Here is a 13,262-nt window from a genome sequence, read left to right on the forward strand (position 1 = left end):
GATGATCGACGGGCTGGCGCTGGGTGAAACCACGCCCGGGCCGCTGATCATGGTGGTGGCCTTTGTCGGTTTTGTCGGTGCTTATGTGGCGCAGGTGTTCGGCGCCGATCAAGTGTTCCTGGCCGGAGCGGTCGCCGCCGCGCTGGTGACGTGGTTTACCTTTCTGCCCTCATTCCTGTTCATCCTCGCCGGCGGCCCGCTGGTGGAGTCGACGCACGACGAACTCAAATTCACCGCACCGCTGACCGCGATCACCGCTGCGGTGGTCGGCGTGATACTTAACCTGGCGTGTTTCTTCGGCTACCACGTGCTCTGGCCGCAGGGTTTCAGCGGCAGCCTGGATTGGCCCTCGGCATTGATCGCCATTGCGGCAGCCGTTGCGCTGTTTCGCTTCAAACGCGGAGTGATTCAGGTGTTGCTGGGCTGTGCGTTGGTTGGGTTGGTGATGCATTTACTGCGTTAAAAGCCTCTGCAGACCACGGGCTGCAAATGCCCCAAACGGTCGAGGTGATAACGCTGCAGATCCCGCGCCAGAATCAGTTGGCCGTGATACAGCGCAGCCGCTTCACTGCGCACATCTTCGATCGACGGGCTCACCGCCGGATTGGCCTGATAGCGCGCGCTGAAATGCGTCAACACCAGATTGCGCACCCCGGCTGATTCGGCGAAACCGGCGACAGCGGCGGCGCTGCTGTGGCCGTAACTGGCACGAGCGCGGTCGATTGCTGCCTGCACGAATGTCGCTTCATGCACGAGCACATCCGCCGATTGCGCCACTTCGGCCAGCAATGCCGGCCGATCGTTATCGCCGCAGACAACGATGCGTCGATCAGGTCGCGCGCTCAGCAGATAGTCGCGAGCGTGCAGCATCCGGCCGTCAACCTCCACGTCCTGCCCATGGGCCAACTGACCCCAGAGCGGGCCGCGTTCGATGCCCTCGGCATCCAGGCGCCGCACGTCCAGACGCGGTTCCGGGTCGGACTCGGTGAATACATAACCATGACACGGCACACGGTGCGACAACTCGACGGTCTGCACCTGGACGTTGACATTGCGCCATTCGGTAAGCGTTTCCACAGCGTGCAGGTTGATCTCAAATGGCAGATGCGATTGCGTCACCTCAAGGCTCATTTTCAGCCACGGATGCAGCGCCGCCGGCAAAATAATGTCCAGCGGTCGCGTGCGTCCGGACATGCCGGTGCTCGCCAACAGACCCGGCAAGCCCAGGCAGTGATCGGCATGCACGTGGGTGATGAAAATCGCCCGCAACTCGCTCAGCGACAGCGGCGTGCGCAGCACCTGATGCTGGGTGCCTTCACCGCAATCGATCAGGTACCAGCCCTTGCCGGCAGACGCGATCAGTGCCGTCGCGCTGACGTTGCGCTGGCGGGTCGGCACGCCGGCAGACGTGCCCAGAAACAACAAGTCCACGGTGGTTCTCCCTGGCGGATCGAATTTGAACATGCAGACTGCCAGACGCGATAACTGCGTGCAGTTCTTGGTGTGCTTTCGACAATCAGCGAGGTAATTCGGATCCATTGAAGTACCGGGACAATTCATCGGACACCCGCCCTGGCGGTGTGCGGCCTTGGCACTTCGCTCGCTGATGACGGTCACAGCGAAACGGAGTCACTTAGCGGAGGTCAACTTGCCAAGAAAATCCAGGCCGATCGTCGACCGCGCCGATGCAGCGGTCCTTTCGCCAGAGCGCAAAGATGTGTTCTTCGCGGCGGTGCAGGTCAGCCGCATGGCCATGATCGTCACCGACCCTGCACAGCCCGATGATCCCATCATTTTTGCCAACAATGCGTTTCTTGAACTCAGCGGCTACGAGCTGGAAGAAGTGCTCGGGCGCAACTGCAGGTTTCTGCAAGGCGAGCAGACTGATCGCGCGGTGTTGCAACAGGTCAAGCAAGCGCTGAAACATCAACACGAAACCTGCGTGGAGGTGCTCAACTATCGCAAGGACGGCTCGTCGTTCTGGAACGAGCTGTTTATCGCGCCGCTATTCAACGAGCGCGGGCAACTGGTGTATTTCTTCGCCTCGCAAATGGACGTCAGCCGCCGCCGCGACGCCGAGGACGGCTTGCGTTATAGCGAGAACATGGAAGCACTGGGACAGTTGACCGGTGGCATTGCTCACGATTTCAACAACCTGCTGCAAGTGATGATCGGCTACATCGAGCTGATCCAGCACACCGCCAAACGGCCGAGCATCGATCCGCAGCGCATTGTCGTCGGCGCAGGCCACGCCCGCGCGGCGGCGGAAAAAGCACGTTTGCTGACCCAGCATCTGCTGGCATTCTCCCGCCGACAACGGCTTGAGGGGCGGGTGATCAATCTCAATGCCTTGCTTGAGCGGTCAACGCTGCCGTCGCCGGAATCTGCTGCTCTGGAGCCGCAGTTCGACTTCGCCGAGGACTTGTGGAATTGCCGCCTCGACCCGGCGCAGGCCGAGATGGCGCTCAATCATCTGCTGTCCAATGCTCGCGATGCGCTGGGGCAGCAGCAACAGCCGATCATCACCGTGCAGACCCGCAACGTCGTTGTCCCGGACGCGACCGATCCACATCAGGGCGGACTGGCGGCGGGGCGTTACGTCTGCATCGCGATCGCCGATAACGGCGTGGGCATTGCCGCCGACGATCTCGACAAGGTCATGGAGCCGTTCTACACCACCAAAGAAGAAGGCAGCGGGGCGGGCCTCGGGCTGTCGATGGTCTATGGCTTCGTCAAGCAATCCGGCGGGGTCGTCAAAATCGAATCGACGCCGGGACTCGGCACCACGGTGCGTCTGTTCTTCGCGGCCGACGACAGTCTGCCGGCGGTGTCGGAATCGTCGCCCGATGCCGAAAATCTCAAAGGCACCGAGCGCATTCTGATCGTCGAGGACCGTCCGGAGGTTGCTCAGCTGGCGCGTCTGGTTCTGTCCGAACACGGTTACCGCACCGACATCGCTGCAGATGCGCGCGAGGCGTTGGCAGTACTGCAGAGTAGCGACTATGAGCTGGTCTTCACTGATCTGGTCATGCCCGGTGAGATGAACGGGTTGGCACTGGCGCGGGAAATCAGCCAGCGCTATCCGGCCATGCAGATCCTGCTGACGACCGGGTACTGCGCGGACGAGTCGACGCCCAATGAGCTGGCTGACAATGAATTCGAATTGATCGCCAAGCCTTACGCACCGGTGGATCTGCTGCGCAAGCTGCGCTCGATGCTCGGCTGAAAAAACGAACTGACGGCGCACGTTCGGCGTCCATCCTAAAGACCGCATTGAACAACCAGTGAGGGGCACGATCCCCGAGGAGATGTTGGCAATGAGCGATTATCCGATGGACGAAACCGATTCCGATCACCGCAACGGCCAATTCGGCCAGGCCCTGGGGCTGGATGCTGACGAGGTGGAGTCGTGGGTCAGTGCAATCGAAGAGGACGGCAGCGGCATGGGTTATGTCGTGCATTTTTCCAGCGAGACGCCAGTGGATGTGCTGGCCAAGGTGCAAGGGCTGGGCGAAGACCTGATGATCAATATCGGGCCGATTGACTGAGCGTCAGAGAGGACGATCCATGCAGGAGCAACCAGTGGTGGTGATTTGCGGCGCCAGTGCCGGCGTCGGGCGCGCGGCGGCTCACCGGTTTGCCGCCGGCGGTTACCGCATCGGCCTGCTGGCGCGCGATCCGGCGGGACTGGCCGCTACGCAAGAGGAGCTGCAAGCGTATGGGGTCCAGGTGGAAACGGTCAGCGTCGATGTCGCCGATGCGCTGGCTGTGCAGGAGGCCGCGCAGCAACTGGAAGCCCACCTCGGGCCGCTGGCAGTGTGGGTCAACGCAGCGATGGTCACGGTACTCTCGCCGATAGAACAGTTGTCCGCCGCCGAGATCGAGCGCGTTACTCAGGTGACCTATCTCGGCACCGTCCACGGTACCCTGGCGGCACTGTCGTTGATGCGTCCGCGTAACAAAGGATTGATCATCCAGATCGGCTCGGCGCTGGCCTATCGTGCTATCCCGCTGCAGGCCGCTTACTGCGGGGCAAAATTCGCCGTGCGCGGGTTCACCGACTCATTACGCTGCGAATTGCTGCATGAGCGCAGCCGTATTCGCGTGTGCATGGTGCAACTGCCGGCGATCAACACGCCGCAGTTTGACTGGGCGCGCAACAAATTGCCCAAGCGCCCGCAACCCGTGCCACCGATCCACGACCCCGACGTGGCAGCGCGGGCGATTTTCAGTGTGGTCAAGCATCCACCTCGCGAGCTGTGGCTCGGTGGATCAACGATCAAAGCGATTATTGGCCAATCGGTCATGCCGGGTTTGCTCGACCGTCTGATGGCACGCGCCGCCTGGTCTGGCCAGCAAACCAACGAGCCTGAGGACAACGAGCACCCGGACAACCTGTTCGAGGCGCAGCCGGGTTTGCATCAGATTCGCGGCCGGTTCGTCGGTCGTTCCAGGGACGCGGCGCTGGCGTTGACGTCTACTCAAGTGATGGCGATATCGGCAGTGATTGCCATATTGGTCGGCGTAGTTCTGTTACAGCTTTGATGCTTTCCTGGTTCGCTCAACTGTCGACGCATCTCCGCGCGCCCGCTGCTAGGGGCGGTCGGGCGCATGGCAGCGACTAATGCAGCACATGCACCTTTGATGACTGTGGTTTCGTTCAGATCTCCTTGATCGGCGTTTCGCCCTGTACCGCTTTGATCAGGTTGATCACGTGTAGGCAATCAGCCTTGTTCACATATGACTCACCACTGGCCACCGTCTCGTGGTTGCGTGCGCGCAGTCGCCAGCGCCATTGGCCCTTGCCAGTGCTCGGAGTGCCGCGGGTTTGTCGGTAGATTTCGAAATACATGGGTTCGCTCCTTGCGATAGATAGGCGCGCCAGCCTCTGTGGCGCATCGACGCAAGCCTAGCGCAGCAGGGTTTTTTGGCTATCGCGGATTTGTTTCCAATCGTTCGCGGATATTTCTGAAAGACGCAGGCCAGAGCGCCGCGTGTGCCCGGCGAATTGGCCGATATGACGCCGCGTCCTGCTTGCGTGCCGGTGCCGGCTACTGCTTAATACGGGACGGCTCATGGCCTCGAAAAACTTTCGATGACCGACAAACTATAAAAAGAGCACTCCTTTGACTGAGCACGGAACGCAACAGGCCGGGCAGGTGACGTTGTCGCTGGTGATCCCCGTTTTCAACGAGGCCGACAGCCTCGACAGCTTTCTTTCGCGCATCGACGAGGTCTTTCACGCACAAGCGCTGATCGATCTTGAGCTGGTCTTTATCAACGACGGCAGTACCGATGCGACCCTTGAGCGCTTGCTTGCACGGCAGCAGCAGGATTCGCGGCTGCGGATCGTCGACCTGAGTCGCAACTTCGGCAAGGAAGCGGCACTCTCGGCCGGTCTGCAAATGGCCAGCGGGCAGATCGTGGTGCCGATCGACGCCGATCTGCAGGACCCGCCTGAAGTCATCTTGCAGATGATCGAGCGCTGGCGCGATGGTTACGAAGTGGTGCTCGGCCATCGGATCAGCCGCCGCAGTGATACGTGGGCCAAGTCGACCTCGGCCCACTGGTTCTATCGCCTGCACAACCGCATCGCCGAACAGCCGTTACCGGAGAACGTTGGCGACTTCCGCCTGATGGATCGCTGCGTGGTCGATGCCTTGCTGACCCTGCCCGAGTCGCGGCGCTTCATGAAAGGTCTGTTCGCCTGGGTCGGTTTTCGCACCACTCATGTCGACTACGAACGCCCCGAGCGCGTAGCGGGGCAGAGCAAATTCAATGGTTGGCGGCTGTGGAATTTCGCCCTCGAAGGCATCACCAGCTTCAGCACCGAGCCGTTGCGGGTCTGGACTTATCTGGGGGCGACAGTTTCGCTGGTGTCGTTTGCGTTCGCCATGTTCATCGTCCTGCGCACACTGATCCACGGCGTCGACTTGCCCGGTTATGCCTCGCTGATGGTCGCAGTCACGTTCCTTGGCGGTCTGCAATTGATCGGCATTGGCGTACTCGGCGAATACCTCGGCCGCACCTATATCGAATCCAAACGCCGGCCGGTTTTTCTGGTGCGTCGCGTCTACGACCCGAAGGACTGACAGATGGATCTCAAGGAAACCGACATCCTCGGCGACAGCATCGATGAGCATTGGTACTACTGCTGCAAAGCGGCGGCGACTCGGCGTTTGCTGGGTGACGCGCCGATTCGGCGGATCCTCGATGTCGGTGCCGGCTCGGGGTTTTTCTCGCATCATCTGCTGACCCACACCGACGCGCATGAGGCGTGGTGCGTCGACATCAGTTATCCCGCCGATTCAAGCGCCACCACCGCTGGCAAACCGGTGCATTACCGACGCGGCATCGACAGCATCGATGCCGATCTGGTGTTGCTGATGGACGTGCTCGAGCATGTCGACGACGATCTCGCCCTGCTCAGAAGTTATGTTGATAAGGTGCCTTCGGGCAGTCGCTTTCTGATGACTGTCCCGGCGTTCCAGTTTCTCTGGAGCGGGCATGATGATTTTCTCGAGCACAAGCGCCGCTACACCCTTGCGCAATTCGAAACGCTGGCTGGCGATGCCGGTTTGACGGTGCAGCGCGGCGCCTATTATTTCGGTGCGGTGTTTCCGATCGCCGCTGCGTTGCGCCTGCTGCCGCAGGGTTCCAGAGAGGCACCGCCACAGTCGCAGCTCAAACGTCATCATCCATTGGTCAACAGCGTGCTCAAGACTCTGTGCCGACTGGAGTTGCCGCTGATGGGCAAAAACCGGCTGGCCGGTTTGAGTGTCTTCGTGCTGGCGCAGAAACCGTGATCGGCAGTGAACGGTCAGCACTGGTCCGCCGTGGTCTGCGTTTTGCCCTGACCGGGCTGTTTGTCACTGCGCTGCATGCGCTGGTGGCCGTGATGTTCATCCGGTTCATCGCACCCGAACCGCCGCTGGCCAATGGTTTCGCCTTTGCCGTGGCGACCGTTGTGTCGTATGTGATCAATACCACCTGGAGCTTTTCAGCTCGCCTGCACGGGCGCACGTTACTGCGCTTTGTGTCGGTCTCGGCGGGCGGTTTCCTATTGGCGATGCTGGTTGCCTGGGCGGCGCAAATGGCTGGGTTGCATTATCTGCTCGGAATCGGCGCCGTGGCCCTGACGGTGCCGGCGTTCACTTTCGTTTTGCATAATTTCTGGACGTATCGATGAAGCTTTGCTCAAACTCTCGGGCGGCGGCGCTGTTGCCTGTGCTGCTAGGCATTCTGGCGTTTCTTATCGTGGTCGGCCCACGGGCGTTGAACCCGATGAACATTGCCTGGCTGGGCGACGGCGACCCGGCCACCCATTACCAGGGTTGGGTGTTTTTCCGGCACTCGCCATGGAGCTTTCCGCTGGGGCTCAATCCGTCTTATGGACTGGAGTTGGCCAACGGCTTGATTTTTTCCGATTCCAATCCGCTGTTTGCCTTTCTGTTCAAGCCGTTTTCGGCGCTGTTGCCGGAGCCGTTTCAGTACTTCGGACTGTGGTTGCTGACCTGCTTCATTCTGCAGAGCTGGTTTGCCTGGAAACTGCTCGGCCTGGTGAGCCGCGACGCGGTACTGCGGTTGCTGGGTACCGGGCTGTTTTTGTTCGTTCCGGCCATGTTGGTCCGCATGAGCGTGCACCTGTCCCTGGGCGGGCATTTCATGTTGCTGGCCGCGCTGTACCTGGCGCTGCGGCCATTCACGCCAAAACGCTGTCTGGCCTGGGGCACGTTGCTGGCGGCGGCCGCGCTGGTCCACGCCTATTTGCTGGCGATGATTGCGCTGATCTGGCTCGCCGATCTCGCAGCGCACACCCTGCGGCGACATTTGGCGCCGCGCAAAGCTGTAGCCGAACTGATCGGTCTGTTTTTGCTGGTGAGTCTGTGTTGCTGGCAGGCGGGCTACTTCAGCGTCGGCGACGACGGCCTGGCACTGATGGGCTACGGTCTGTTCCGCGCCAATGTGCTGAGCTTTTTCGACCCGGGCACCTGGTCGTTTGCTCTGCGCGACATGCCGGGCGTATTGGGCGATGGCGACGGTTTTGCGTTCCTTGGCCTGGGTGTGGTGTTTCTGCTCATCTGCGCTTTCCTGGCCTGGCTGCAACGCGGTACCGATGTTCGTCGCAAGATGCGTCGCTACCCGTGGCTGCTGCTCGCACTGGCAGGCCTGGCGCTGTTCGCCTTTTCCAACAACATCGGTGTCGGCCCATTCGAATTGCACATCCCGCTGCCGGATGCAGTGGTGGCGGTGGCGACGATTTTTCGCGGTTCGGGGCGGATGATCTGGCCGGTCATGTACATGGCGATTTTCGCCGTCCTGTACGTGGTGATTCATGGGCACCCCCGGCGCACCGCACGAATTTTGCTGAGCATTGCTCTGGTGCTGCAAGTGGCGGATACGCGGTCCGGCTGGGGAGAGTCGCGCAACCTGTTCATGGTCACACCAGCGGCACAATGGCAGACGCCGCTGGTTGATCCGTTCTGGGATCAGGCGGCTCGCCATTATCAGGCAGTGCGCTGGCTGCGCCCGGAGAATTATCCGGAGCAGTGGCGAACGCTCGCCGAGTTTGCCGGGCGCCATCATCTGCCGACCAATGCGGTCTACCTCGGCCGCGCCAGTACCAAGGCGACCGAGGCGGCTCAGGCTGTGTCCGACCAGATGGTCAGCTCTGGCCAATACGCCGCCGATACGCTGTACGTACTCGATAGCCGCACCGTGCTGCCGGCAGCGCTGACCCTGAACCGGGAGACCGACGTGCTCGCCAGAATCGACGGTTTGAACGTGCTGGCACCGGGCTGGAAGCGTTGCGCCGATTGCTCGCCCATCAGCGCTGCTGATCCGCTGACGCTGATCTCGCCGCTGAAGTCGAACGAGCGCGTGACCTTCAACGTTACCAGCCTGGCGACGTTTTTCCTCGGCAGCGGATGGTCGAAAAGCGAACCGTGGGGCACGTGGTCCGAGGGCAGCGAATCGCAGATCATTCTGCGGCCCGAGGCCCCGGTGAGGTCATTTGTGCTGGAAGCCAATGCTTTGATTGCGCCGTCGCATACCGAACAGGGGCTGGAGGTCATCGTCAACGAGGTGCCGGTGCTCTCCACCCGTTTGCTCAAGCCCGAAGCGAACGTTGTCAGCGTTGAACTGCCAGCCGAAGTCCAGCAGCGCATCGAGCGTGAAGGCGTGTTGGTGATTCGTTTTCAGTACGCCGACGCCATCAGCCCTAGAGCCCTTGGCATGGGACTCGATCCGCGCAAGCTGGCCATTGGTATTCGAGCCCTGACCCTGCATTGAATCTGCGCGGCGCATGTCTGCGCACGGGCCCATAGACGTGGTTCATGGGCCTTTCTACACTGCCGCTATTCCGGGGAGCAGGGGCAAAGGATGAACCGCAATGAACTACGCAAGGCCGACATCAACCTGATGGTGGTGTTCGAGACCCTGATGCTCGAACGCAACGTGACCCGCGCGGCGGAGAAGCTGTTCCTCGGCCAGCCGACCATCAGTTCGGCACTCAACCGTTTGCGCACGATGCTCAACGACCCGCTGTTCATCCGCGTCGGCCATCGCATGGAGCCGACGGCTCGTGCCGAAGACATTTACCGCCATCTCAAACCGGCACTGGATTCACTGTCGGCGGCGCTGAGCCTGACCCGCGATTTCGACCCCGCCACCAGCACCATGACCTTTCGCATCGGCCTGTCCGACGACGTCGAATTCGGCCTGCTGCCGCCGCTGTTGCGTGCGCTGCGCCAGGAAGCGCCGAGCGTGGTGTTCGTGGTGCAACATGTCGATTACTGGCGCATTCCCGACCTGCTCGCTGCCGGCGATATCACCGTCGGCATCAGCCAGACCCGTGGCCTGCCGGCCAACGCCAAACGCAAACTGCTGCGACATATCCAGCCAAGCATCCTGCGCGCCGATGCCTCTGCTACGCCGCTGACCCTCGACGAATATTGCGCTCGCCCGCATGTGCTGGTTTCGCACACGGCCAATGTCAGTGGCTACGCCGATGAGTGGCTGGCGGAACTGGGGCGCACGCGGCAGGTGGTGTTGTCGGTGCCGCAATACAGCGCACTGCCGGCGTTACTGGCCGGCACTGACCTGATTGCCAGCCTGCCGGATTACACCGCAGCGGCGATGGCGGCGTCCGGGGCGCTGTTCCAGGAACCGTTCCCGTTCAAGACGCCGACGCTGGACCTGTCGATGGTCTGGCTCAGCCACGTCGACAGCGACCCGGCCGAACGCTGGTTGCGCTCGCGGCTGGAAGCGTTCATGAGTGAACGGCCAACTGAGCACCACGAACCCTTGTAGGAGCTGCCGAAGGCTGCGATCTTTTGATATTGATTGTAAGAAAGACAAAATCAAAAGCTCGCAGCCTCGTTTCACTCGACAGCTCCTACAGGTAATGCGTTGAGCCGACTGTGGTATATGTACGCCCCCGCATCCGCCGACTGGAGATCCGCAATGCCACACCTGCACATGGAATACACCGCCAACCTGACGCAGTTGAACGCTGACATCGCCCTGATCCGGCTCAACAACACCCTGGTCGGTTCCGGTCAGTTCGGCGCGGAGTTCGATATCAAGAGCCGCGCGATCAAGATCGACAACTTCAAGGTCGGCACGGCGCAGGGCGAGCGTGCCTTTGTCCATGTGAAACTGGCCTTGCTCAGCGGGCGCTCGGCGGAGATCAAGAAGCAGCTCTCGCAAAGTCTGCTGGCAGTGTTGCAGGAACTCTGCGAATGGCCGGCCGGGCTCGAGGTCCAGCTGTGTGTCGAACTGCTCGACATCGATCGCGAGTCCTACAGCAAGGCCGCGATCGGCATCTGATGCTCAGGCGTTTTCCAGCTCGCTGCACACCTGAATCACCTGCTCGCGCAGCCAGACGTTGGCGCTGTCCTGATCGGCGTTCTGGCTCCATTGCATGTCGAGGGTGAACCCCGGCAAGCCATTGGGCGCCTCGCAGTGATTGAACACCGCGTCGTTGGTCAGCAAACGCTGGATACGTCGGGGCAGGGTGAGGATGAAGTCGGTGCCGGTGATCATCTTCAACGCGGCGCTGTAGCTGTTCGAGCGCGCCACTATCTGACGTTTCTGCGCTTGCCGTGCCAGCCAGCCGTCGACCATGTTGGTGCTCGAAGTCCACGGCGTCGGGAACACATGCCGACGTTCGGTGAATGCTTGCAGGCTCAGGCGCGGCTCCAGCGGCGTGGCGCGTTTGTCGAAAACGCAGACCAGGTCATCTTCAAGCAGCATCCGTGATTTCAGATCCGCATGCTGGCGGTGAAAGTGCGGGCCGAAACTGATCACCAGATCGAGGCTGCCGTCGCGCAACTCTTCGGCTGGCACATCGGTTTCGAATTTGTGCATGTTGACCATCACCGGCAAGTCGTCGAAGTCGAAGCGCTTCAACAGACGCGGCAGAATCAACTGCTCGAAATATTCCGGGGCGCAGATGTTGAAAGTCACCGCCTGCCGGCTCGGGTCGAAGGCCGGGGCACCGGCGTGGCAGAGGTTGATGCTTTCGAGGATTTTCTGCACATGGCCGTACATGCTGCAGGCCTTGTAGGTCGGGCGCATGCCGGTGCGGGTGTTGATGAACAATTCGTCTTCGAAACTGGTGCGCAGTTTCTTCAGGCAATAACTGACGGTGGACTGGCTGACGAACAGGGTTTCCGAGACATCGGTGACACTGCTCTGCTCGTACACGGCAACAAATACCATCAAGTCCTGCATGTCGAGCTTGCGAAGCAAATTACTGTTCAGCATGAGTTCCGTCTCGCTGTGCCCCTTGCGCAGAATTCGCGCAAACGTGTGCGTACGATCCTAACGGAACGATGGTGCCAGGAGAAACCCTTGTAGGGCATTTCACGGACACATGTGGGACAGAAACTTTTAGCAACACGACGTAGCCGATTCCGTGTGGAAAAGATGGCCAGAGGCCTCTAGTCCGGGCCGGGCAAGTGGCGTGCGTAGTGGCGAGGGTCGAAGCGCATCACCATCAGCAGCATGATCACCATCACCGCTGTCAGCGTCCACCACGCGCCTTCGAAATTGCCCAGGCGATCGCGAATCATCCCTGCCAACAGCGGCGACAGTCCTGCGATCAGATAACCGATCCCCTGTACAAACGCGGTCAGGCCACCGGCGCGCTGCGGCTCGTCGCAGTGATCCAACGCGACAATCAGGCTCATCGGAAACAGACCGCCAATCCCCAGCCCCAACAGACACGGCCAAAGCAGCGCAAGGTGTGGCGGGGCGAGAATCAGCCCGCAGAAACCGCCGATGATCAGCAACAGCAGAACCGCCAATATCCCACGCCGATCACGACTGCGATTAGCGATCGCTGGCACTGCCAGCCCGGAAATAACCTCCATTGCTGTAAGAAAACCCAACAGCAACCCGGCGTTTTGTTCGCTCCAGCCCTTTTCCATGTAGTACGGAGCGAGCCAAGCGAGGACGCAGGTATAGGACGCCGTACCGAGGCCAAAGAAAATCGCCAGCAACCAGGCGCGAGGGCGGGTGATGAAAGACTCTCGTTTGGTCACCGTTGTTATGGCTGGCGCAAGCTGCAAGCACCAGACCAGCAATGCGAGCAATGCCAGCCCTGCCCAAACAGCGAGTCCCACGCGCCAACTCCCGGCCTGCGCTGTCACCAGTGGCGCGAACGAGGCGGCAATTGCGGCACCGCCCATGATCGAAGTGACGTAGACGCCCATGCACCACGCCACGTTGTCAGGAAAGCGCGATTTGATCAGCGCCGGCATTAATGCCTGAATCAGGGCTATGCCAATGCCAGCCAGTATCGCGCTGACGATCAGCTCGTTCGCCGAATAGATAAACAGCCGTGACAGGCTCGCCAGCCCGATGACCAGCAGCGACAGCAGCACCGTGCGTTGTTCGCCCAGGCGCCGGCTGATGCTCAGGCCGAAAAACATCGCCAGCCCCATGGCCATCACCGGCAGCATCGTCAACAGAGAGGCAAGGGTGAAGCTCAACGGGATATCGCTACGGATCGCCGACAGCAGCGGCCCGATGGCTGCCATTGAGGGGCGCAGATTAAGTGCGACAAGAATGATTGCGAGCATCAGCCAAGCGGCGGGGCGGGTGTGATTCATCGGCGGGCCTTCGAGTCCAGGGGCTGATGATTAGGCGTGGCGTCCCCCGCATCGGCAAATCAGAAAACACGGGGTCAGACCTAAAAACTCGATAACACCCATGTTCCCCTGTGGGAGCGAGCCTGCTCGCGAATGCGTTACTCC

Annotated in this window: 14 protein-coding genes; 10 read left to right on the top strand and 4 right to left on the bottom strand. The window is 60.9% G+C overall.

The genetic code is table 11. The annotated features are described in order from the left end of the window. The coding region (locus AB4N53_RS00005) for a chromate transporter (protein ID WP_460145084.1) at positions 1-463 on the top strand (463 nt) is incomplete at its 5' end. Here the strand turns inward: AB4N53_RS00005 and AB4N53_RS00010 are convergent. Then, positions 460-1,431: a ribonuclease Z gene (locus tag AB4N53_RS00010; protein ID WP_460124935.1), complete on the bottom strand. Its 972-nt coding sequence runs from the start codon at positions 1,429-1,431 to the stop codon at positions 460-462. The genes AB4N53_RS00005 and AB4N53_RS00010 overlap by 4 nt on opposite strands. A gap of 217 nt (positions 1,432-1,648) precedes the next feature. On the opposite strand from AB4N53_RS00010, the gene AB4N53_RS00015 reads away from it, so the two are divergent. From AB4N53_RS00015 to AB4N53_RS00025, 3 genes are all read left to right on the top strand, one after another. Further along, on the top strand, positions 1,649-3,226 hold the full coding sequence (locus AB4N53_RS00015; protein ID WP_460124938.1) for a histidine kinase famiy protein: 1,578 nt from the start codon (positions 1,649-1,651) through the stop codon (positions 3,224-3,226). Positions 3,227-3,317: 91 nt separating this feature from the next. Beyond that, positions 3,318-3,548 (top strand): hypothetical protein, encoded by a 231-nt coding sequence (locus AB4N53_RS00020; RefSeq protein ID WP_460124941.1) that lies wholly within the window; start codon positions 3,318-3,320, stop codon positions 3,546-3,548. Between the two features lie 19 nt (positions 3,549-3,567). After that, complete coding sequence (locus AB4N53_RS00025; RefSeq protein WP_460124944.1) at positions 3,568-4,545, top strand: SDR family oxidoreductase; 978 nt, start codon at positions 3,568-3,570, stop codon at positions 4,543-4,545. A 115-nt stretch (positions 4,546-4,660) separates the two neighbouring features. Here AB4N53_RS00025 and AB4N53_RS00030 read toward each other — a convergent pair whose 3' ends face one another. Next, positions 4,661-4,852 carry a YegP family protein gene (locus AB4N53_RS00030; protein WP_016771242.1) on the bottom strand — a complete coding sequence of 64 codons (192 nt, stop codon included), beginning with the start codon at positions 4,850-4,852 and terminating at the stop codon, positions 4,661-4,663. A 274-nt stretch (positions 4,853-5,126) separates the two neighbouring features. Here AB4N53_RS00030 and AB4N53_RS00035 point away from each other — a divergent pair, with 274 nt between their 5' ends. From AB4N53_RS00035 to AB4N53_RS00060, 6 genes are all read left to right on the top strand, one after another. After that, positions 5,127-6,092, top strand: a complete 966-nt coding sequence (locus AB4N53_RS00035; protein ID WP_460124947.1) for a glycosyltransferase family 2 protein — start codon at positions 5,127-5,129, stop codon at positions 6,090-6,092. Between the two features lie 3 nt (positions 6,093-6,095). Next, positions 6,096-6,806 (top strand): class I SAM-dependent methyltransferase, encoded by a 711-nt coding sequence (locus AB4N53_RS00040; protein WP_460124950.1) that lies wholly within the window; start codon positions 6,096-6,098, stop codon positions 6,804-6,806. Further along, positions 6,803-7,189 (top strand): GtrA family protein, encoded by a 387-nt coding sequence (locus AB4N53_RS00045; RefSeq protein WP_460124953.1) that lies wholly within the window; start codon positions 6,803-6,805, stop codon positions 7,187-7,189. The genes AB4N53_RS00040 and AB4N53_RS00045 overlap by 4 nt, the downstream gene beginning before the upstream one ends. Next, positions 7,186-9,291: a DUF6311 domain-containing protein gene (locus AB4N53_RS00050; RefSeq protein WP_460124956.1), complete on the top strand. Its 2,106-nt coding sequence runs from the start codon at positions 7,186-7,188 to the stop codon at positions 9,289-9,291. Before AB4N53_RS00045 ends, AB4N53_RS00050 begins: the two co-directional genes overlap by 4 nt. A gap of 90 nt (positions 9,292-9,381) precedes the next feature. Beyond that, a complete protein-coding gene (locus AB4N53_RS00055) occupies positions 9,382-10,311 on the top strand; it encodes a LysR substrate-binding domain-containing protein (RefSeq protein WP_460124959.1) in 930 nt (309 codons plus the stop codon). A 153-nt stretch (positions 10,312-10,464) separates the two neighbouring features. Then, a complete protein-coding gene (locus AB4N53_RS00060; RefSeq protein ID WP_041478855.1) occupies positions 10,465-10,830 on the top strand; it encodes a 5-carboxymethyl-2-hydroxymuconate Delta-isomerase in 366 nt (121 codons plus the stop codon). A 3-nt stretch (positions 10,831-10,833) separates the two neighbouring features. On the opposite strand, the gene AB4N53_RS00065 is transcribed toward AB4N53_RS00060, so the two are convergent. Together AB4N53_RS00065 and AB4N53_RS00070 are read right to left on the bottom strand one after the other, a co-directional pair. Beyond that, positions 10,834-11,769 carry a LysR family transcriptional regulator gene (locus AB4N53_RS00065; RefSeq protein WP_024012014.1) on the bottom strand — a complete coding sequence of 312 codons (936 nt, stop codon included), beginning with the start codon at positions 11,767-11,769 and terminating at the stop codon, positions 10,834-10,836. A gap of 176 nt (positions 11,770-11,945) precedes the next feature. Then, a complete protein-coding gene (locus tag AB4N53_RS00070; RefSeq protein ID WP_460124963.1) occupies positions 11,946-13,118 on the bottom strand; it encodes a cyanate transporter in 1,173 nt (390 codons plus the stop codon). Between the last annotated feature and the right edge of the window lie 144 nt (positions 13,119-13,262).

The organism is Pseudomonas sp. H3_E04, assembly GCF_054668915.1.

Excerpts from the sequence above, each read along its gene's own strand:
- AB4N53_RS00070 (WP_460124963.1), bottom strand. The coding sequence starts at position 13,118 with ATGAATCACACCCGCCCCGCCGCTTGGCTGATGCTCGCAATCATTCTT.
- AB4N53_RS00025 (WP_460124944.1), top strand. The coding sequence starts at position 3,568 with ATGCAGGAGCAACCAGTGGTGGTGATTTGCGGCGCCAGTGCCGGCGTC.
- AB4N53_RS00065 (WP_024012014.1), bottom strand. The coding sequence starts at position 11,769 with ATGCTGAACAGTAATTTGCTTCGCAAGCTCGACATGCAGGACTTGATG.
- AB4N53_RS00050 (WP_460124956.1), top strand. The coding sequence starts at position 7,186 with ATGAAGCTTTGCTCAAACTCTCGGGCGGCGGCGCTGTTGCCTGTGCTG.
- AB4N53_RS00030 (WP_016771242.1), bottom strand. The coding sequence starts at position 4,852 with ATGTATTTCGAAATCTACCGACAAACCCGCGGCACTCCGAGCACTGGC.
- AB4N53_RS00020 (WP_460124941.1), top strand. The coding sequence starts at position 3,318 with ATGAGCGATTATCCGATGGACGAAACCGATTCCGATCACCGCAACGGC.
- AB4N53_RS00060 (WP_041478855.1), top strand. The coding sequence starts at position 10,465 with ATGCCACACCTGCACATGGAATACACCGCCAACCTGACGCAGTTGAAC.
- AB4N53_RS00040 (WP_460124950.1), top strand. The coding sequence starts at position 6,096 with ATGGATCTCAAGGAAACCGACATCCTCGGCGACAGCATCGATGAGCAT.
- AB4N53_RS00055 (WP_460124959.1), top strand. The coding sequence starts at position 9,382 with ATGAACCGCAATGAACTACGCAAGGCCGACATCAACCTGATGGTGGTG.